Annotated in this window: 16 protein-coding genes; 5 read left to right on the plus strand and 11 right to left on the minus strand. The window is 45.4% G+C overall.

Annotated elements, in window-relative coordinates; genetic code table 11:
• Positions 1-26: 26 nt before the first annotated feature.
• Both ybaK and MASE_RS07480 read right to left on the minus strand, forming a co-directional pair.
• The gene (gene ybaK, locus MASE_RS07475) at positions 27-497 is read right to left on the minus strand and encodes a Cys-tRNA(Pro) deacylase (protein WP_014949131.1); all 471 of its coding nucleotides are present in this window, start codon (positions 495-497) and stop codon (positions 27-29) included.
• Positions 494-2,896 (minus strand): penicillin acylase family protein, encoded by a 2,403-nt coding sequence (locus MASE_RS07480; protein WP_014949132.1) that lies wholly within the window; start codon positions 2,894-2,896, stop codon positions 494-496. Before MASE_RS07480 ends, ybaK begins: the two co-directional genes overlap by 4 nt.
• A 98-nt stretch (positions 2,897-2,994) precedes the next feature.
• Here MASE_RS07480 and nagZ point away from each other — a divergent pair, with 98 nt between their 5' ends.
• Complete coding sequence (nagZ, locus tag MASE_RS07485) at positions 2,995-4,005, plus strand: beta-N-acetylhexosaminidase (protein WP_014949133.1); 1,011 nt, start codon at positions 2,995-2,997, stop codon at positions 4,003-4,005.
• Between the two features lie 46 nt (positions 4,006-4,051).
• On the opposite strand, the gene MASE_RS07490 is transcribed toward nagZ, so the two are convergent.
• From MASE_RS07490 to MASE_RS07505, 4 genes are all read right to left on the minus strand, one after another.
• Positions 4,052-4,567, minus strand: coding sequence for a cob(I)yrinic acid a,c-diamide adenosyltransferase (locus tag MASE_RS07490; RefSeq protein WP_014949134.1), 516 nt, complete (start codon positions 4,565-4,567; stop codon positions 4,052-4,054).
• An 82-nt stretch (positions 4,568-4,649) separates the two neighbouring features.
• Entirely contained in the window at positions 4,650-6,401 is a 1,752-nt protein-coding gene (locus MASE_RS07495) for a CsiV family protein (protein WP_014949135.1), read from the minus strand.
• Position 6,402: 1 nt separating this feature from the next.
• Positions 6,403-9,900, minus strand: coding sequence for a transcription-repair coupling factor (gene mfd / locus MASE_RS07500; protein ID WP_014949136.1), 3,498 nt, complete (start codon positions 9,898-9,900; stop codon positions 6,403-6,405).
• Positions 9,901-9,958: 58 nt separating this feature from the next.
• Entirely contained in the window at positions 9,959-10,561 is a 603-nt protein-coding gene (locus MASE_RS07505; RefSeq protein ID WP_014949137.1) for a PilZ domain-containing protein, read from the minus strand.
• Positions 10,562-10,753: 192 nt separating this feature from the next.
• Here MASE_RS07505 and MASE_RS07510 point away from each other — a divergent pair, with 192 nt between their 5' ends.
• Together MASE_RS07510 and MASE_RS07515 are read left to right on the plus strand one after the other, a co-directional pair.
• Positions 10,754-12,064 carry a lipoprotein-releasing ABC transporter permease subunit gene (locus MASE_RS07510; RefSeq protein WP_014949138.1) on the plus strand — a complete coding sequence of 437 codons (1,311 nt, stop codon included), beginning with the start codon at positions 10,754-10,756 and terminating at the stop codon, positions 12,062-12,064.
• Positions 12,065-12,141: 77 nt separating this feature from the next.
• Positions 12,142-12,705 (plus strand): phosphoribosyltransferase, encoded by a 564-nt coding sequence (locus MASE_RS07515; RefSeq protein WP_014949139.1) that lies wholly within the window; start codon positions 12,142-12,144, stop codon positions 12,703-12,705.
• A gap of 24 nt (positions 12,706-12,729) precedes the next feature.
• Here MASE_RS07515 and MASE_RS07520 read toward each other — a convergent pair whose 3' ends face one another.
• The 5 genes from MASE_RS07520 to MASE_RS07540 all read right to left on the minus strand — a co-directional run bounded on the left by MASE_RS07520 (position 12,730) and on the right by MASE_RS07540 (position 17,852).
• Positions 12,730-14,172 (minus strand): sensor histidine kinase, encoded by a 1,443-nt coding sequence (locus MASE_RS07520; protein ID WP_014949140.1) that lies wholly within the window; start codon positions 14,170-14,172, stop codon positions 12,730-12,732.
• Positions 14,169-15,344 (minus strand): FIST signal transduction protein, encoded by a 1,176-nt coding sequence (locus MASE_RS07525; protein ID WP_014949141.1) that lies wholly within the window; start codon positions 15,342-15,344, stop codon positions 14,169-14,171. The genes MASE_RS07520 and MASE_RS07525 overlap by 4 nt, the downstream gene beginning before the upstream one ends.
• Positions 15,345-15,455: 111 nt before the next feature.
• Positions 15,456-16,097 (minus strand): energy-coupling factor ABC transporter permease, encoded by a 642-nt coding sequence (locus MASE_RS07530; RefSeq protein WP_014949142.1) that lies wholly within the window; start codon positions 16,095-16,097, stop codon positions 15,456-15,458.
• 43 nt (positions 16,098-16,140) lie between these two features.
• Positions 16,141-16,950 (minus strand): exodeoxyribonuclease III, encoded by an 810-nt coding sequence (gene xthA / locus MASE_RS07535; RefSeq protein WP_014949143.1) that lies wholly within the window; start codon positions 16,948-16,950, stop codon positions 16,141-16,143.
• Positions 16,951-17,132: 182 nt separating this feature from the next.
• The gene (locus MASE_RS07540) at positions 17,133-17,852 is read right to left on the minus strand and encodes a heme oxygenase-like domain-containing protein (RefSeq protein WP_014949144.1); all 720 of its coding nucleotides are present in this window, start codon (positions 17,850-17,852) and stop codon (positions 17,133-17,135) included.
• A 318-nt stretch (positions 17,853-18,170) separates the two neighbouring features.
• Between MASE_RS07540 and MASE_RS07545 the strand changes: the two genes are divergently transcribed.
• The gene (locus MASE_RS07545) at positions 18,171-18,566 is read left to right on the plus strand and encodes a DUF2750 domain-containing protein (RefSeq protein WP_014949145.1); all 396 of its coding nucleotides are present in this window, start codon (positions 18,171-18,173) and stop codon (positions 18,564-18,566) included.
• Between the two features lie 16 nt (positions 18,567-18,582).
• Entirely contained in the window at positions 18,583-18,975 is a 393-nt protein-coding gene (locus tag MASE_RS07550; protein ID WP_014949146.1) for a SufE family protein, read from the plus strand.

The raw sequence follows: 18,975 nt of genomic DNA on the forward strand, positions 1-18,975 counted from the left end.
AAGTAACGCACTCTCTCAATCTTTGTTCAATCTACTGAAATATCTGCAAACTTAGCACTAGTGAGCGTAGCTAGATCAGAAGGGGCGAGCGCCACTTCCAATCCTCGTTTTCCAGCGCTTACGTGAATAGATTGCAGATTTTCAGCGCTGTAATGAATAACGCTCGCTAAGCGCTTTTTTTGCCCTAAAGGGCTTACACCACCTAACACATAGCCTGTTGCAACAATTACCGCGTTTGCTTGCGCCATTTCTACCTTTTTAACACCTAACGCTTTAGCCATTTTCTTTTCGCTAAGTTTGGTGTTTACAGGGACCACGGCCACGGCAAGCTTGTTGTTATCTGTACTCACTACCAATGTTTTAAAAACGGTATCCGCATTGAGGTTTAGCTTTTCAACCGCCTCTAGCCCGTATGACGCCGCATTTGCGTCGTGTTCATATTTTAAAACGCTGTGAGCGATACGCTTTTTAGTAAGCAAAGTGATTGCAGGTGTCATTCAACCTCTTTTTTGTAAAATGTTCGGCTATATATCGGCTGGCTGGGTAGCAGAGGGGTAGCTGCGTGTGTTGCGTAGTCGTTAAAGCCAGTTGTAAAAAAATTTGACAGTGGGTGGCCAGATTGTCCGCCAGGTAGTGTTAGAATGGCATCCTCTAAATGGCCAGGGCTGACAAATAGTCGCTCAGAGGCACCAAAACTAGGTGCTTGTACAGCAGGCATGTATGTATCACCAAAACCTTCTACTTGTTGCATGTTTAACATATCACCAACTAGAGGAATTTGATCAGCAAATGGATGTTTAACAGAAAGTGCGTTCACCTTGCCCCAGGCTAATGTTTCCATATTAGCTTCTACTGGTGAATACTTGTCTAACAGCTTGTGTTTGGCGCGCCTGTAAGCGTCTACAAGTAGCTCGTCGAAGCTTTCAGTATCGTTAGGTAGCCAAGAGTCAGGCTGACTATGAATAAGTTGCCACACAGCAGGTTCAATGCCACGTAAGAGTGTACGGCTGTTTACACCTTGTTGGTCTAACGTTGAAAGTACGCCTCCAAACAGGGTTTGTACCACCTCCTGCCTAAAGTGCTTAACTAACGTATAGCCAACCGAATCTTCACACGCGCATTCGTCCCATGTGTTTAGGTAAGCGAGGTCGGGTTTAAATTCAATGTCTTGCATATTGAGCAGCCCATACAAAAGGTGCTGCCAAGGAATAAGAAAGCGGGCATGATTATCTAACTGAATGGCGTAAAAGTCAGTCTCAGTAAAGGTGTCTTTTTCAAATAAACGGTCTCTTATTTGTTGTCCGCGAGCACCTAGCGCGTAACCACCGTCGCCCCAGACTTTGAAGTCATCAGCTGAAATTACTCTGGCATTTGCAGTCCATATTCTTCCCATATCGGGGTTTAAAACCATGGGAAGCTTTGATGCGCGCTTTGGTGGTGTGTTTACTGCTTCTTGTTCTTTTATAGCAGTGAATGAAGCCTGCTGCCTTTCCATAACTGCGCCGCCAGGAAGCCAAGCCGCATTGCCGCTTTCATCAACAATCACGAGGTTTTGCGTGGGAATAGCAATGCGTTGGCCCATCTTTATCGCTGCTTGGACATTTTTTGCATTGCCGAAGTTTATTATTCCCAAGTTCGCAGCAAACGGATGATGCGCTACCCAATTAAGTGCATAGCGCTTGCCATTGAGTTCTTTCACTGGCCCATACGAGCTTACTTCAAACTCAAATGTGTGCTCACCATCAGGTAAAGGAATACGCTCTGTTACCGTACTTGTGGCCGTCGATTCGCCTAGTTCAATCCAATCTACATTGTCTAAATTTGCATTGGTAAAACCCCAAGCGATATGGCCGTTGGTGCCTACAACAATGCCAGGAATGCCCGGAAGGGAAACCCCGGTTACTTGCACATCGCTGCCCGATTCTTGATAGTTTAGCTGGGCGCGATACCAGATGATGGGAACCCGTAAGCCCAAATGCATGTCGTTTGCTAAAAGGCCTGCGCTTGTAGTGGTGTGACTCCCGGTCACCGCCCAGTTATTGCTTCCAATATCAGGAAGCTCAGTACCGTTATATTGTGCTCGGGCGATCGCAGTATTGTCGTTATCGTTTAAGTACTGAGTAGTCGCGTCTTCAGGCTCTTGCTTAATGCTCTCGCCATTACTATCTTCTGGTGAGTGAGTAATTGGGCGTAGCGATGCAGGGTACTCTGGAATAGGTGCTTCAAGCAGTGGTATCTCGCTGGCATCAAGCGCTGCCTGATAATTACTCGGCTGAGTAATGAAGCTGTATACATCATTCCCAAATGTTGAAAGCAATGCCTCTCTTGCTAAATCAAGCTCTACTTGGCTACCTTGTAAATCCAAATACATACTGTAAATCACAAGAATACTGTCGGTGGGGCGCCATTGTTTTATATCAACGCCTGCAGCTAGGTATTCAAAAGGTGGCAACGTATACTCAGACAATGCGTCATTTACGCCGTGGGCGTAACGTACAAGTAGTTCTTGTTGTTTTGAGGGAAGGTTATCGAATACGGCTTTTGCTCGTTTCTCAAATTGATGAAAGCGGGCTTTCTTATCGATATCTAGGGCAATGTCGCCCACCCACTGTGACAAACTACCCGATGCGGCGCGGCGCTGTAAATCCATTTGAAAAAAGCGATCTTGAGCATGCGCAAAACCCAGTGCATAGGCTGCGTCGAAAATATCGTTGGCTTTAATAACAGCTTGGCCTAGTTCGTCACGGCTTAGCTCAGTAGGTGCGTTTACGTGATAGGTGGCGCTATTTCCGTCAAGTGCGGGCAAACTCATACGAAGCGAGATGTACAATCCCAGTACCGTTAAAAAAAGCAGTGCTAAAACACTTAAAACCAACCACTTGAACCAATTTATCACGTGTAAAACTCCCTATTTTTCTCTATCCTAACCACAGAACTTGCAAAATTGAAGTGATGTTTTATGACACATACTAAGGCGGTGCCGTGGGGCCATTAATGTTGGATTGTCAGGCCGAAGAACTTCTGCCTGAAGAAAAGGAAAAGTTAACACATCCAGTAGTGGGTGGCGTTATTTTATTTAGCCGCAACTATCATGATAAACGTCAGCTCTCTGCGCTGGTTCAAGATATAAGACGCTTTGCAAAGCGTCCAGTACTGATCGCCGTCGATCATGAAGGAGGCCGCGTTCAGCGTTTTCGTGAAGGCTTTACTGCCATACCTGCAATGGGCGATATTTTAAGGCAGTCAGAGCATCAAGATGAAAGTGCTGCATACGCAAAAGCGTGTGGATTAGTATTGGCTTATGAACTTAAAACCTTAGACATCGATTTTAGCTTTGCACCGGTGCTTGATATAAATGGTGTATCGCAAGTTATTGGTGACAGGGCATTTTCAGACAATGCAGACGACGTTATTCGCCTTGCCGCTCATTTAATCCAAGGTTTAAAAGCTGTAAATATGCCAGCTATTGGAAAGCACTTTCCTGGGCATGGCAGTGTAGCGCCAGATTCTCATGTAGCGTTACCCGTCGATGAACGCGAATTTGATGAGATACGCAGTACCGATATGGTGGTCTTTGAACGCTTAATTGAGCGTGCGTTGCTTGATGGCGTTATGCCTGCCCATGTTATTTATAATCAGGTGTGCGATAAGCCTGCGGGTTTCTCAACTAAATGGCTGCAGGATATCCTTAAACAGGATCTAGGCTATGGCGGCGCAGTATTCTCTGATGACTTGTCTATGCACGGCGCAAGTGTTGCGGGAAGTTACGTTGAGCGTGCTGAGGCAGCGCTGGAAGCAGGTTGCGACATGGTACTTGCGTGCAACAATCCGAAAGGGGCTGAGACTATCCTTGATGGATTGGAAATGCGCTTTGCTAATCCGTCTCACAACGATTTACAAAAGCAAGAGCGCGTTATGGCGCTTTACGATCGTATTATGCCAGTAGGGCTTAATGATAAATACGACAGTGCGGTTGAGCTGGTGAAGCGTTTAAGCGAACGGTAGTTTTTATAACTACCGTTTTTCATTTTCTGTTTTTAATGCCGTTTGCTTATACTGGTACTTCGTCTACGCCAGCTTCTACATTCATAAATCGCGCAAAAGTGAAGAGAAAATCGCTTAAGCGATTTAAATAAGCATGTACCACTTCCGGCACGTCATAATGTTTAGATAGGCTAATGACAGCACGTTCAGCCCGGCGGCATACAGCTCGACAAACATGAGCTTGGGCAGCAGCCTTACATCCGCCAGGCAGCACAAACGACGTATTAGGCGGCATTTGACGGGTAATATTGTCTATAAGGCTTTCTAGGTTCTCAATATCAGTTTGCGTCAGCGTTGAGCTTGCTGAAATAGCAAAGCCAGCTTGAAACAGGTTGCGCTGAATGTCCTGGAGCATTGGCCTATGTTTGTCAGTGACATGCGCTGCGAGTAGCCCGATGTGGCTATTGAGTTCGTCCATATCGCCATAGCTTTGTACTACTAAATCATCCTTATCTACACGAACGGCTTTGTCAGCGTAAATTTGCGTGCTGCCCTTATCACCAGTGCGAGTGTAAATCTTCATAAAAACCTATATCTCTCTATCAATCGCAAATGTTGTTTTTTGTCTTTAAAACCAAAGCACTTACACTAAGTGTTTACTCAAATTACTCGCTAACGTCAGGGCGATTATAGCGACGAATTTGTACTACAAAACCAAACAGCGGGTGGTCGAAATAATGCAGTTGCGTACTGATTACACGTCTTTGCTCAGCTAACGGAACTGAAACCAGTTTGTACGCTGTTGATGTCGCCTGACGGGGCTTAGCAGCATTACCAGAGCTGTCATCTTCACTGCTGAAGTAGCTCATTGGCACCGGCTGGCGATAAAACATCTCGCCATCTACATGAAGGTAAGGTACGCGGTTAATATACTTAAGAAATACTTTGATAGTGCCGTCAATTTCCCAAATGGGGGTTCTTAATGAAGCGTCGGTAGTGTCATCTTCACCTTGCTCTACAATAATCGGCGTATCAAGCGCTTTAAATGCGCCATACTCTATAGCCTGTGGGTTTGACAAACGGCGGTCCAAATCGGCAAAAATATCTGAAACAGCAAGAAATTGATCAGTGCCATGCGCTGCAGTTTTATCAGCTTCAAAAGCAGTACTTACACCACTTAGGCTGTTTTCATCTGTGCTCGATGTGTTTTTATAAGCATCATTATCAGTAAGAGCGGCGGTGGAGCCGTAACCAAACTCTGGAGCGGAATCGTCAGTTTCACTGTTTACATTATCAACGTGTTTTGGAGCTCGCATATCACCGTTCAAGTCAAACTGCTGCGCGTAGTTTTGCCCACCATAAAGACGCACGTTGAAAGCTTTGTTCTTACCAAATATAACTGGCTGACGCCAGGTTGCATGAAACAAACGTTCTAGCTCGCGATTAGAACGTATTTGGCGAGAAATTGAAGACAGTGCTTGCTGATTACTGGTAAGCAGATGCGCTTTTGACGCAAGCGGCCAGTCGTGCCCTTCAATGATAATAGGTAAGCTTGCTGGAGCGGGTAGCCTATTATCCGGCTGATTCACCTTCCATACGATTACAGGTTGAAGCGCGCTGCTTCTAGACTTGCTCTCGCTTGTCGAAACGCCTGAGTTTAGTTCGTCGTCGCCTCGAACAACAACGTTCAGTGCAGTGGTTACCTCAGCGCTAAGCCATGGCTTCTCTTCTTCACAGTACTTAAATACAGGCACCGTGACAGGTGAGGAATCTTTTACGCCGAAGAATGACGTCCAATAGCTGGCGATGGTTGCAGCATCAGGAGCGGGTGTCGCGTCGTCAGTGATGATCCCCTCATTTGAGTAGTCAAGGCTATCGCTATAGTCTGAGTCTGTTGAAGAATAAGTAGCGCCATACTCATCGCCTTTAATGGTTTCGCTTTGTGCCTGACTCGCTACGTCTGGTGTAGGAGTTGGCTCATTGGCTGTTAAACCAGATGTTTCATTATATCCATAGCCCGCTTCTTCAGAGTAAGAGCTAGGAGACATGTCACCGTACTGCGCACTGTTATCTTTAGGCAGCGACAAAAAATCTACATCTTTTGCGGGCACGCTCAAAAGTCCGTTGCTAGGCCACTTAACCGATGTATCAGCGCCGCAAACGGCTAACCCTTGTTTTAGATAGCTTATATCAGGCGAAATGATATCGCTGATGATGTCTGCCTGAGCGCGAGGGGCTGACAAGTTGTCAGCCAAAGAAAACTGCTCTTCTAACTCAGTTAGTGCTACGTTGCGCTTAAACGCAATAACTTCCACATCGAACCACCAGTTGTCATTGGCGTTAGCTGCAGTTGAAATTGTCGTTAAGAAAACGGCGCTTATTGATGCAACTAACGGGCACCAGCGAGATAACTTCATGTTACCGCGACTCCTTTGCAAAATCGGCAATAATATCGCTAATAAACGCGATGCGCTCTTTAGCTGTTTCGGTCTTTTTCACCAAACGCAGTTTTTGGCTTCCTTCAAACTTAAAGGTGTTTGGTTTGGTTTGCACCAAACTAATAATATAGCCTGGGTTAACCTTAGTGGTTTCTTTAAACTCTATGGTACCGCCTTGTGCCGACAAGTCTACTTTTAGAATGCCCAACGCCTGGGCTTTTAGTTTAATTTCAGCCACTTCTATCAAGTTTTTAGCTGGCTCTGGCAATAGACCAAAGCGGTCAATACATTCTACCTGGAATTCATCAATGTCGTCTTGGGACGTACAGCTGGCCAGACGTTTGTATAGCGATAGGCGAGTGTTAACGTCGGCAATATAGTCTTCAGGCAATAGGGCTGGAATACGCAGTTCAACTTCGGTATGGCCTGAGGTCGCGTCGTCTAATGATGGCTCTCGGCCTTCTTTAAGCGCGTTAACGGCTTTATCGAGCATATCCATATACAAACTGAAACCAATACTCGCTATTTGCCCCGATTGATCGTCGCCTAGCAGCTCACCGGCACCACGAATTTCTAAATCGTGGGTAGCAAGCGCAAAACCTGCACCTAAATCTTCAAGCTGCGATATTGCTTCTAAACGTTTTACTGCATCTTTGGTCATGCGCTTTGGATGAGGCGTTAATAAGTAGGCGTACGCTTGATGATGCGAGCGACCCACACGACCACGAAGCTGGTGCAGCTGCGCTAAACCTAGATGGTCGGCTCTATCCATAATAATGGTATTCGCACTTGGTACGTCGATACCTGTTTCAATGATGGTAGTACACACAAGTACGTTGTAGCGCTGGTGGTAGAAGTCGCTCATTACGCCTTCAAGTTCACGCTCGCGCATTTGGCCGTGACCCACTGCAATACGGGCTTCGGGAACGATTTCAGCGATTTCTTCGGCCGTTCGCGCAATGCTATCCACTTCGTTGTGAAGGAAGTAAACCTGACCGCCGCGCAGTATCTCACGCATAATGGCTTCGCGAATAACGGCTTTATTACGCTGCTGCACAAAAGTCTTAATTGATAAACGACGAGCCGGGGCTGTGGCAATAATCGATAAGTCGCGCATGCCTGATAACGCCATGTTAAGCGTCCGAGGAATAGGCGTAGCGGTTAACGTTAAGATATCTACATCGGCACGTAAGGACTTAAGTTTCTCTTTTTGACGCACACCAAAGCGATGTTCTTCGTCAATGATCACCAGCCCCAAATCTTTGTATTTTATATCGCTAGACAGCAGTTTATGTGTGCCTACAACGATATCTACTTTCCCTTCGCCGATACGCTCAACCACAGATTTTTGCGCTTTACCGCTCACAAAACGGCTCATCACTTCAATTTCAAACGGCCACGCAGCAAAACGGTCTTTGAAGTTCTCGTAATGTTGCTGAGCCAGTAGGGTAGTGGGCACCAAAATAGCCACCTGTTTACCAGCATTAGCTGCAAGGAATGCCGCGCGCATGGCAACTTCGGTTTTACCGAAACCTACGTCACCGCAAACGAGGCGATCCATAGCCGATGGACTGCCCATGTCGTGCATAACCGCAGCAATGGCTTGGGCTTGGTCAGGCGTTTCTTCAAAGGGGAAGCTGTCTGAGAAGGCTTGGTAGTCGTCCCAGTTAATTTTATACGCAAAACCTGGCTTGGCTGCGCGGCGGGCATATACATCTAAAAGCTCAGCGGCCACGTCACGAACTTTTTCGGCGGCTTTTTGCTTGGCTTTTGTCCATGCGTCAGAACCTAGGGCGCTTACTGGCGCGCTGTCGGCGTCGCCACCGGTGTAGCGTGAAATCAAGTGAAGCGAGGCCACAGGCACGTAAAGCTTAGATTGCTTGGCATACTCGATGCACAAATATTCGGTTGCTACGCCGCCCGCGTCCAACGTTTGAAGACCCAAATAACGGCCAACACCGTGATCGAGGTGCACCACAGGCTGACCAATAGAAAGTTCGGCCAGGTTGCGGATAATGGCGCTTTCGTCGGTGGCGGTGCGTTTATCGCGAAGACGGCGCTGGCTTACCTTTTGCCCTAATAGTTCGGTTTCGGTAATGAATAACAGCTCGCCTTCCTGAGTTTGCCAGCGGAAACTGTTATCAACCATACCCACGGTAATGCCAATGGCGTCGTGGCTTGCGATAAAATCGCTAAAGCTATCAACAATCTTTGGTTTGATGCCTGCTTTTGCGAGTACGGTTAGCAAACCCTCTCGGCGACCTTGGGTTTCAGCACAAAACAGTACCTTAGCCCCGTTGTCAGTGGCTTGATTTACCGTTTTAATGAGTCGCTCAGCAGGTACTTTTTTCTGCGAGTTAATCGCGATGTCGTCAAGCTTTTCGCACTGAAGGTTGCTAGTACCTGATTTTTCTTCAAGCACCTTGCTAGAAAGGGATGCACGTGGCCACTGTTTTATGGCACCAAATAGCTCATTTATAGGTAAAAACAGCTCGTCTGGTGCAAGCAGTGGACGGGCTAAGTTATAACGATACTGCTCGTAACGTTCTTGTACGTCGGCCCAGAAAAACTCGCTGGCGTCTTGCACATCACCGTGAAGTAATAGCAGGCTTTTAGGGTGAAGATAGTCAAAAAGCGTAGCGGTTTTTTCAAAGAAGAGGGGAAGATAATATTCCACACCGCTCGGCATGGTGCCCTTGCTTACCTGAGAAAATACGCTTTCAGATGCATTGTTTGCGTCGAACTTTTCTAAAAACTGCTGGCGAAAAAGCGTGATTGCCTCTTTGTCTGTGGGGAATTCTCGTGCTGGAAGCAAGCGAATTTCGTTAACAGCCTCGCCAGAGCGTTGGGTTTCAGTATCGAAATAGCGAATGGAGTCGATTTCGTCATCAAACAAGTCTATTCGAAATGGCTGGTCGCTTCCCATCGGAAAAAGGTCGATGATGCTGCCGCGCACCGAGAATTCGCTGTGGCTCATTACCTGACTAACATGCAGGTAGCCGGCTTGTTCGAGGTTGCGTCTGAACTGATCTCTATCTAAGGTGTCGCCCTTATTTAGCATAAGCAAATACTTTGCTAAATAATTGGTAGGGGCTAAACGCTGCATTAACGTGTTAACAGGCACTATGAATATGCCTTCGCCTTGCTGTGTAAAGCGGAATAGGGTTTCTAATCGCTGAGAAACAATGTCTTGATGGGGCGAAAACGAATCGTAGGGCAGTGTTTCCCAATCTGGAAACAGAGTAATAGGTGTATGCTTTGTATTATCGCTTAAGAAGAAGGCTATTTCTTTTTCGAGCTTCATTGCCGACGGTGTATCGGCGGTAATCAGTACAATAGGGCCTTTGTATTGGCTGAGTGCTTGGCTGATACATAGTGCGGCACTGCTGCCTTGAAGTTGGCCCCAGTGTTTGTGATCTTGTGATGAGGCTTCTTTTATAGGCGCAGGTAATGGAAGCGATAATAAAGTGGCTGTCATGACGTCCTGTTTTTTAAGTGCAAGATGAGTTTTACGGCTTATATACTGATGTTAGGGTCTATTCAGATCCCGCTTTTTTTTCTTTTGCCCGCTTTCTTAGCTGTTGCGTTTGAATATGCAAGCTAGCGCGAACTAAAAGTTCCTGGTCTTGCTCTCGAATGGTGTTAAAAATAAAGGCGATATGGTAACGGTCTTCTACTTGCTCGCAAGTAATTACTTCGCCAAAACAAAATATTGCTGCTGCTTCGGCATCCAAGAAAAGTTTAAGTTCCGCTTTGGCGCCCACATCCAATGCTTCTCTTGACTCGATGACCACACCGCCACCACCGAGCTTTACGGTTTTGAAGCGAAACTCTGGCTCGTCTTGCTGGTGCAAAACGAACGACATCATCAAGTCAATTTTTCGAGACTGATGGTTTAAGTAGTCAGCCAGCGACTCAGCGTGGTCACTTAAGTTGCGAAGCGGACGAATTGCTTGCGCTTCAATAGCGGCCATTTCGCTGGCAATGCGAAATGCATACGGCATCGACTCCTCTAAGTTTTCTTCATCAGGCACTACTTCGTCTTCACCTAACGGGCGCATATTGGCGTTTATGCGATGTGCGATTGAAAAATATTCATCGAATTGGGCTTTTTTTTGTTCTAGGCTAAGTTCGCTCACATCATTCCTCTGCCACTAATTCTTGTGCAGTTAGTAACTTATAAGTAGTATACCGATCACACGTAGTATACCCACTTTACTATTTTGGGGTTAACCCGTCATCTCGTCTTTGGGCTACTTATCTGAATTTCTCATTCATTAAGCATAGCTAAACATAAGGCAGATTACCGTATTACTGAAAAGCAAGGCGCTATGTTTTATCCTCTTTCTGCATTCATTGCTTATCGTTATGCCAAGTCTAACAAAGCAAGCCAAACCAGTTTTGTTTCATTCATTAATCGATTTTCAGTGGCGGGTATTGCACTGGGATTGATGGCGCTCATTATCGTTGTGTCTGTTATGAACGGCCTAGAAGGTCAACTAAAACAGCGCATATTAGGCATTGTCCCTCATATTGAAGTTACAAAGACACCCATCATAAGCGAGAACCCTAGCAGGACATCCAACGAAAACGCAATTTCAGAGACACCCACGCAAACTGCAGAAAAAACGCAGACAGTGACTTTAAAAGAAATTAGCGAGACACCCATCAAAGGCGTTGTTGCCACTATGGCTTACAGGGAAGCTGAAGCAGTAGTGCAGTCTCGCTCGGACTTGCGTGGTGTCCAGGTTCACGGTGTTCAACCTGAAGTAATGATTGAGCACACTTTGGTTGCAAACCATATGGAGCAGGGGCGATTTAGCGATCTAACCAAAGGAAGTTTTGCAGCGATCATTGGGCGCTCGCTTGCCATAAAACTTGAAGCACGAGTAGGAGATAGATTGCGTGTCATGGTGGCAGGCGCAAGTGTGTATACACCTTTTGGAAGAATGCCAAGTCAACGGCTTGTAACCGTGGTGGGTGTCTTCGATATGGGCTCGCAGATGGATGACAAAGTGATGTATATGAACCTTAAGGATGTGAACCGCTTAATGCGAGATCCTAAAGGTAGCGAACAATCGCTTCGACTCTTTTTAAATGACGCTTTTAACTACCAAGCAGTTGTTAGCGCGCTCACCGATAGGGTGGGTGTCTCTGTAAATAATATGAAGACTTGGCGTGAGCGTCAGGGGCCGCTATTTGATGCCGTCAAGATGGAGAAGAACATGATGACGCTCATGTTGCTGCTTATTATCGCGGTAGCGGCATTTAATATCGTTTCGGCACTGGTAATGGTGGTAACGGAAAAACAAGGCGATATCGCAGTACTCCAAACTCAAGGTATGTTACCCAGTTCAGTAATGTGGATTTTTGTGTTAAACGGCTTGTTTAACGGCATCAAAGGCGCTGGCATTGGTCTAGTATTAGGCGTAGTGATTACGCTCCAATTAAATAACATTTTGGACCTTATCGGGTCGCCGTTAGCCTTAGCGGCAGATGGTAGAGGGCTGCCAATTGAAATGGACGTTGTACAAATTGTAGGTATTGCTTTGCTGTCTTTGCTACTGTGTGTTTTAGCCAGCGTTTATCCAGCGCGAAAAGCGATGAAAATTGCACCATCGCAAGCGCTCCAAAACGAATAAATCGCTGAATTTACCGTGCAAGTTAGTGCAAAATTCACTATACTCGCGGTCTTTTAAATTTTGCCCAGTGAGACGTCATGAACAAGAATTTTATCACCTCGCAATCGCTTCTACAGGATTCCTTTCGCCTAGCGGCAAAGGTGTATGAAGACGGCTTTCGCCCTGACTTTATTATTGGTATCTGGCGTGGTGGTGCTCCCATTGGTATCGCGGTTCAAGAATTCTTTGAATTTAAGAATACGTCAACCGACCATATCGCAGTACGTACATCGTCTTACTACGGAATAAACAAACAATCGAAAGAGATCCGTGTGCACGGATTACACTACTTGGTAGAAAACGCGAATGCTGATGACAAGTTGTTGATTGTTGATGATGTTTTCGATTCAGGCCGCAGCGTAGATGCACTTATTAAGCAAATTAATAAACTAATGCGTTTGAACATGCCCAAAGATATTCGCATTGCATGTCCGTGGTACAAGCCGCAAAACAACACAACAGACATCGTGCCAGATTATTACGTTAACGAAAGTGATGAATGGCTAGTTTTCCCTCATGAAATTGCGGGTTTGTCGGAAGAAGAAATTCGTGAAGGCAAAGGCGAGCTGGCTGACGTTATGGACATTTTGTTCAAAAAGTAGTGAGTAATTGCTTGATATAAGCGACTAGGAGTTGCTGTCAAACGTATCTAAACCGCACGCTTGTGCGGTTTTTTTATCTTCCAACTTTGTTGGAAAAGATAGTGTAAATGTGGTGCCCACGTTTACTTCACTTTCTACGCTAATGGTTCCCCCCATCGCTTCAACGATGGAGAACGAGATATAAAGTCCTAACCCAGTGCCTTTGCCGGTTGGTTTGGTGGTGTAAAACGGTTCAAAGAGCTTTTGAAGGGCATGCTTTTCTATACCGCAGCCCGTATCTTTTACCGTTATGACGGTGTGATCTTTTTCTTCAAACGAAGAAATAGTTAATTTATCCCCATCTTCCATCGCTTGCGCAGCATTTACGAATAAATTGACTAATACTTGGTTTAATTTTCCTGTTTTTCCCTTAATTAAAGGCACATCGCTTAGGTGCTGTTGAATCTTTATGCGGTGCTTCAATTCACTGTTTACTAATCGCAAGGCGTGAGCTATGCAGTCGTTCACGTTTACGGTTTCATCATCGGGAATATCTGCATCGTGGGAAAAAGAGCGAAGACTGGTGATAATGTCTGTAACCCTATTTAGGCCTTCCTCTGATTCGCTGCAAATATCTGCAATTTCGTCGCTTAATGAATCAATCTTATTTTCAACCCTCCACTGTTTCGCAGCTTCAGCTACCTTCAGCCTCTCATCGTCGGTTGCGCTAGCCGCCAATTGTAAGACGATGTCTTGCATTTGCGAAAGCGCAGGCAGCACGTTCCGTAAAAAGTGAATGTTGCTATTAATGAAAGCAACAGGGTTATTAATTTCATGGGCAACACCAGCGGCAAGTAAACCTAGCGATGCCATTTTTTCTGAATCGATAAGGCTTTTTTCTACAATGGCTTTTTCTTCTTTCAACCTCACCGTTTCAAGCGCCATTAGCTTAGCCTGCATCCCCATGGCCATTTGCTCGGTAAATGTACGGTATCTGTTAGCCATATCCACAAATTCTTGGGTGTAATAACCCAGTGCTTGATGGCAAAACACAATAACTGCGTGTTGCTGATGTACTTTAAATGGACAATAAAGTACAGAGGTGACGGGCGTGTCGAATAAGGATAGGTGGCGTTGCCACGTCGCTTGCTGCTTAATGTTGAATAGTGCTATAGGCTCACTTTTAACCGCACGGGAGAGTGTGTCATCGATTTGCCATACGGTGTTAAGTAGCGGTGGATGGGTGCTGTTAATGCACCTCATTTTGCCAGCGCTTTCATTCTCAAGAACAAAGCAAACTTGATAATTATACAGTCCCTTGAACACACTAAACATTTTTTTATAAAGGTCTTGTTCGTCCTCTGCGGTAAGTAATACACGAGTGCCTTCTAGCAAAGCATCGCTTTCCTTCTTATGTGCCTCAGCCTGCTGTTTAAGACGGTAAACTAGCGCTAGATCTTCTAAAACATTTTCGTAATCTTTATTCATTGAGAGAACACTACCGCTGATATCATAAGGTTGCCGTGTCTGTTCTTGCCATCTAAAAAGCGCCCTTGCTCACCAAAAGTAAACGGGCCGCAAATAGGTAATGCTGGAAATTTTTCTTGCAGCGAATTCAGCATGAAATTAATTTCGTCTCCAACCATCAAGCGACATCCTGCGCAGTAAATCATTAGTACGCCAACAGGCTTTCTATTTTCGGGCAGCAACATAACCGCATTGTTTATCACACGCTCTGCACGAGACGTAAGGCTAGAAATGCTACCTTCCATCAACACCAACTCTTCACCTTCTTCTACTTCTGAAAAAACATGTAGTGCACCACTTTCATCGACAGAATCGGGGTGGCACAGAAGGTAATTCACCGCACCGTTGTCTAATTCTACTGGTCTGCCTAGCGGCGCTGACGATGTTAGTCCTAAGATTTGACCGCCGTATAGCTGTTGAGCGATAAGGTTATTGGTCGCTTTGTTATAAACGGTGCTTGCACCGCTATTGTTAAGCTGTTGTAGTTGGCGTCCTTTCGCTTTCGTTGCTTCAAATAGGGTATCGGTTGGCTTGTATCCTGAGCTATAACTCACCCCTAATGGAGTAGAGGGATACATAACTGCAACTACCACAGTGTGTGGTCCGCACGCATCTTTTGTAACGGTTGTCCAGTCGCCTGAAACCGTGTTGTCTGCCATTGAACCACCAAAAATAGGAACTTGAGTCCCTACAATGCTGGCGAAACCTTCAAGTATTCTTTCTTCTTCTCCTGGCGGCAACGCACACCAAATTAACGCTGGGCTTTCATAAGGTCTTCCCGCATTGTTTAGCGCATTTTGTAACGCGATGGCGCCAGCTTCAAAGGCGCTGTAGCAGGAGGCGTCTGCACTTCCAACGCCGTAGGCTCCACCATCGTCATTCACACAAAAAAGCGCTAACTGGCAACCCGCGTCAACGGTACTGCCGTCGCAAAGTAGCGCTCCTAAACAAGAGCTGGAAATGAAATAAGGCGCGGTAAACGCGCTAAGGCCATGTTGAAGCTCGTTAAAAGGTAAGTCTGCATTGCCGTAGCCAATAACGAGTGAAGGTGTATTTTCACTAAATAACCTATCTATTTCGGACGCCATACTAGGTGCGTCGTTACACTCCAACGAAAATGTTTGTATATACATTCGGCCTTTACCACTCAACCATACTCTTTAATAATAGATTGAAATTAGGAAAAGCTTATTAAACATTAGTTGAAGAGTTACACGAGTTACAGTAACTGTGTTGAAGAGAACTTAATTATCGAGGTAAAACTTGTCGTGAAAGGTATAAACCCACGTTGGCTGGTAGATCACTAAAAGCGTTATCGCCATACCGTTTAACAGAGCTTCAGGAAAGACCAAAAGTGGTATAAGCAAAACGTAGTTGTCAAAAATGATGTCCCAAGTATATGTACCTTCAATGTAATAAAATGCGCCGAGCGTTAGCGTCTTTAATGCAATAGAAAGAGCGGCAGGGAAAAAGGCACAAACAAAAATGTACACGAAAAGTTGTCGAGGGATACGGTGAAAAGAAAGCATATAAAATAGATAGGTTATGCCAATAGGTACAACGGTGCCGAGTAGCCCGTTAACGCCAAAGTTTTCCCAACTTCCGTAGCCGACTGCGTTTGCGCCTAATAGCGCGATAAACGATGCAATAATAGCGTTTCTAAAGCCGAGCATTAATGTCAAAACTGAAAGGCCTAGAAAATGAACATCTAGGCCCTCGAAGATGCCTGCTTTAAACAACCAGAGAACGAAAAGCGAAGCAGCAGTACCAAAAATAAGGTGTTGCTGCTGCTTGTTACTCGCAAAATGAGTAAAGTCCACATGCCTGACCGCACCGAGTAATAATACACCGTAAATCAGCAATGCTAGCAGTTGTAGTGAACTCACTTTTACTCCTTAGTTAATGGCGGGGAGCAGTATTTAGTACTGTTTACCCTTTATACTCAGCCCAAATAGGCGCATGATCAGACGGCTTTTCGATGCCTCTCAGCTCATAATCAATACCGGCGTCATGTAGTTTTGCATGAAGCGGTTTTGTTGCCAAAATCAAATCTATGCGAAGGCCACGATTATCGTTGAATCCTTTTGAGCGGTAATCGAACCATGAAAACTTGTCGTTTGTCTCTGGGTTGAGTGTTCGAAAACTATCTTCAAAGCCCCAGTCAATTACTGTGTTCAACCACTCACGCTCTTCCGGCAAGAAGCTGCATTTTCCAGTTTTCAGCCAACGTTTGCGGTTGTCTTCACCAATGCCAATGTCCAAGTCTGTATGAGAGATGTTGACATCGCCCATAACAATTACGTTGTCATCTGGTGTGTGGTTATCATCTAAATAAGTCATTAAGTCTTTGTAGAACTTACGCTTAGCTGGGTACTTGGTTTCATGCTTTTCGTTTTCGCCCTGAGGGAAGTAACCATTTAGAACGGTAACGGGCTCGCCAGCATCATCGGTGGTTTTTAAAATAATCATGCGACGTTGGGCGTCTTCGTCATCTGTTGGGAAACCCATCGACACAGAAAGCGGCTCTTTCTTCGCCAAAAAAGCAACGCCGTAATGGCTCTTTTGTCCGTGGAAATAAACGTGATAGCCCATGGCCTCAACGGCTTCTACCGGAAACTGTTCGTTGTGAACTTTAATTTCCTGTAAGCCAATAATATCGGGTTGGTGTGCGTCGATAACCGCCTGAAGTTGATGTAGACGAGCGCGAATACCGTTTATATTAAATGAGATTACTTTCATGCTTTTTTAGTGGTTGCTTCGAATTTGGCTAGAGTTTACCAGAAACTGCACGGCCGCTTAACGACGTTTTGCCACTATATTAATGCATTCAGTCGATTGGCTAGATTAAGTTTATTTATAGCTAATGGTGAAATCGCTGTGTATAAAAGCTCGTCATTAGCATAAATTTAGTCATCCCTTAATCACACGTTTGCCTCATGGTAGGGAGTGTCATTTGGTGCCGTGCGCTTACCGAGTGAAATCAAGAACTCAAACCAAGCATTTGCGTCTTGCACCGCGTTCTTAACAAAGCTTTCATTATCTAGGCCGAGCTCGGGTAAGAGTGTTTCTACGTCTTGTTTGAAAGACACCCATGCTTTGGCACACCCTGCCATCGCTTGATAATACTCGGTAGGAATATCTAACGTCATGGCTTCTAACCGCCTAACAATAATGTTGGCGCCCATTGATGAGCCCAACCATACATAGATGGCTGCGATAGCCTGGCTGGTGGTTGAATTAGAGCAAGGAATTAACTGTGCGATAGCCTGGGCGTTTAAGACTGGCTCATCTTTGTTTTTTATTCTTGTAGTAGGTTCGAGCTTGGCATGGGTGTCATTGTAACGTTGTTGAGCAGACAGTGTTGCGGACGACAACGCGTGGGTGTCATTGTTAAGCGCTAGTAGAACAACTTCGCTATTGAGCATTGAGGCGATGCGGTTAAGGGAAGGGGTCTGGAGTGCAGTCTGTTTTACGGTTTCTGCTGTTGTTTGGTGAAACACCCTCATGATGTTAAGGATGGCAAGATAGGCCTCATGGTTAAACTCACTATCTTTGTGGTACATCGAGAAGGGAAAGGTATTTTCCAAGATAGCGTGGTTGGCATGGGTGTCTTGCTTAAGAGCAGTAAATAGATTGCGCATGAGGTAAAGGTCTTTGCGTTTAAGCTTTCACAGCGTTGAATGATTTGCTCTAACTTTATCATGGGTGTCTTCGTAACGGGCGAAAAATGTCAATGTTAATAATGTAATGGCTGATCGAGTTACAATCGGACAATGATTCCCGTAATTTCAGGGGTAAACTTGGGTGTCTTCTTTATATTGTTTTTGATGAAGAAGAAGAGCTACGGATGGGTGTCTTTGTAAGTGTGTTAGCCGAGGGGGCTTTTTTAACGCTTATTGCATTGCGCCTATTACTGGGGCAGGTATACTTGCCGCAAAATTTGAGATAGGTGAAATAACGTGTTTCCAGAAACAGTTGCAGACAAATTGAGTGATGCGGTTATCGAGCAAGCGATGAAGCTAAGTGCAGAAGACCGACAAGAGCTTGTAGTGAGCTATATTGCAAAAGCAAATGAAATTTGGATGGTGCAAGGTAGTGAAGGTTTTGTGATGTTTGAAGGTGCTGAAAGCGTTCAGCTACCAGTATTCCCGCATCACGATTTAGCTCAAAAGTTTGTAGATATAAACGAAATTGAAGGCCAATGCGTGAATATTACACTCGATGAGTTTATGCAAACTTGGTTGCCAGGCCTTGAGAAGAATGGCGTTGAGCTAGTAATGTTCCCCACCACGAGTGATGTTGAAAACCTAGTTATGACTGCAGATGATTTAGCCTCAGAGCTTAGCGGAAATTAAGCAAGGTATAGAGATCATGAGTTCTCTCGAAACTTTGCTTCCTCTGGCTTCATCTTTGGCTAACGCGAAAGGGTGGGACGATTTTACTCGTACACTGATGCTTGCGGGTAAATCGCTTGTCCCGCTTCCAGCGGAAAAACGTTTGGCTGAAACAGAAGTAGAAGGGTGTGAAAGCCCGGTATGGCTCGCCACTTCTGACGAACAAGGCAATTTGATGGCTTACTCGCCTAGCAAAGTGATTCGCGGCGTGCTTGCAGTATTGTTAGAAAAAGCAAACGAATTAACCCCGCAGCAGCGCAGTGAATTCGACTTTGAGAGATATTTGTCTCGCTGTCAGCTGGAACGCTACTTAAGTCAGTCTCGTGGAAACGGGATTAAATCTGTAATAGCTAAATTAAAGGGCATCTAG

Origin of the sequence: Alteromonas macleodii ATCC 27126, from assembly GCF_000172635.2 — a bacterium.
GTDB classification, from domain to species: domain Bacteria; phylum Pseudomonadota; class Gammaproteobacteria; order Enterobacterales; family Alteromonadaceae; genus Alteromonas; species Alteromonas macleodii.

Excerpts from the sequence above, each read along its gene's own strand:
- MASE_RS07515 (WP_014949139.1), top strand. The coding sequence starts at position 12,142 with ATGAACAAGAATTTTATCACCTCGCAATCGCTTCTACAGGATTCCTTT.
- MASE_RS07520 (WP_014949140.1), bottom strand. The coding sequence starts at position 14,172 with ATGAATAAAGATTACGAAAATGTTTTAGAAGATCTAGCGCTAGTTTAC.
- MASE_RS07540 (WP_014949144.1), bottom strand. The coding sequence starts at position 17,852 with ATGCGCAATCTATTTACTGCTCTTAAGCAAGACACCCATGCCAACCAC.
- MASE_RS07525 (WP_014949141.1), bottom strand. The coding sequence starts at position 15,344 with ATGTATATACAAACATTTTCGTTGGAGTGTAACGACGCACCTAGTATG.
- nagZ (WP_014949133.1), top strand. The coding sequence starts at position 2,995 with ATGTTGGATTGTCAGGCCGAAGAACTTCTGCCTGAAGAAAAGGAAAAG.
- xthA (WP_014949143.1), bottom strand. The coding sequence starts at position 16,950 with ATGAAAGTAATCTCATTTAATATAAACGGTATTCGCGCTCGTCTACAT.
- mfd (WP_014949136.1), bottom strand. The coding sequence starts at position 9,900 with ATGACAGCCACTTTATTATCGCTTCCATTACCTGCGCCTATAAAAGAA.
- MASE_RS07550 (WP_014949146.1), top strand. The coding sequence starts at position 18,583 with ATGAGTTCTCTCGAAACTTTGCTTCCTCTGGCTTCATCTTTGGCTAAC.
- MASE_RS07495 (WP_014949135.1), bottom strand. The coding sequence starts at position 6,401 with ATGAAGTTATCTCGCTGGTGCCCGTTAGTTGCATCAATAAGCGCCGTT.
- MASE_RS07490 (WP_014949134.1), bottom strand. The coding sequence starts at position 4,567 with ATGAAGATTTACACTCGCACTGGTGATAAGGGCAGCACGCAAATTTAC.
- MASE_RS07510 (WP_014949138.1), top strand. The coding sequence starts at position 10,754 with ATGTTTTATCCTCTTTCTGCATTCATTGCTTATCGTTATGCCAAGTCT.
- ybaK (WP_014949131.1), bottom strand. The coding sequence starts at position 497 with ATGACACCTGCAATCACTTTGCTTACTAAAAAGCGTATCGCTCACAGC.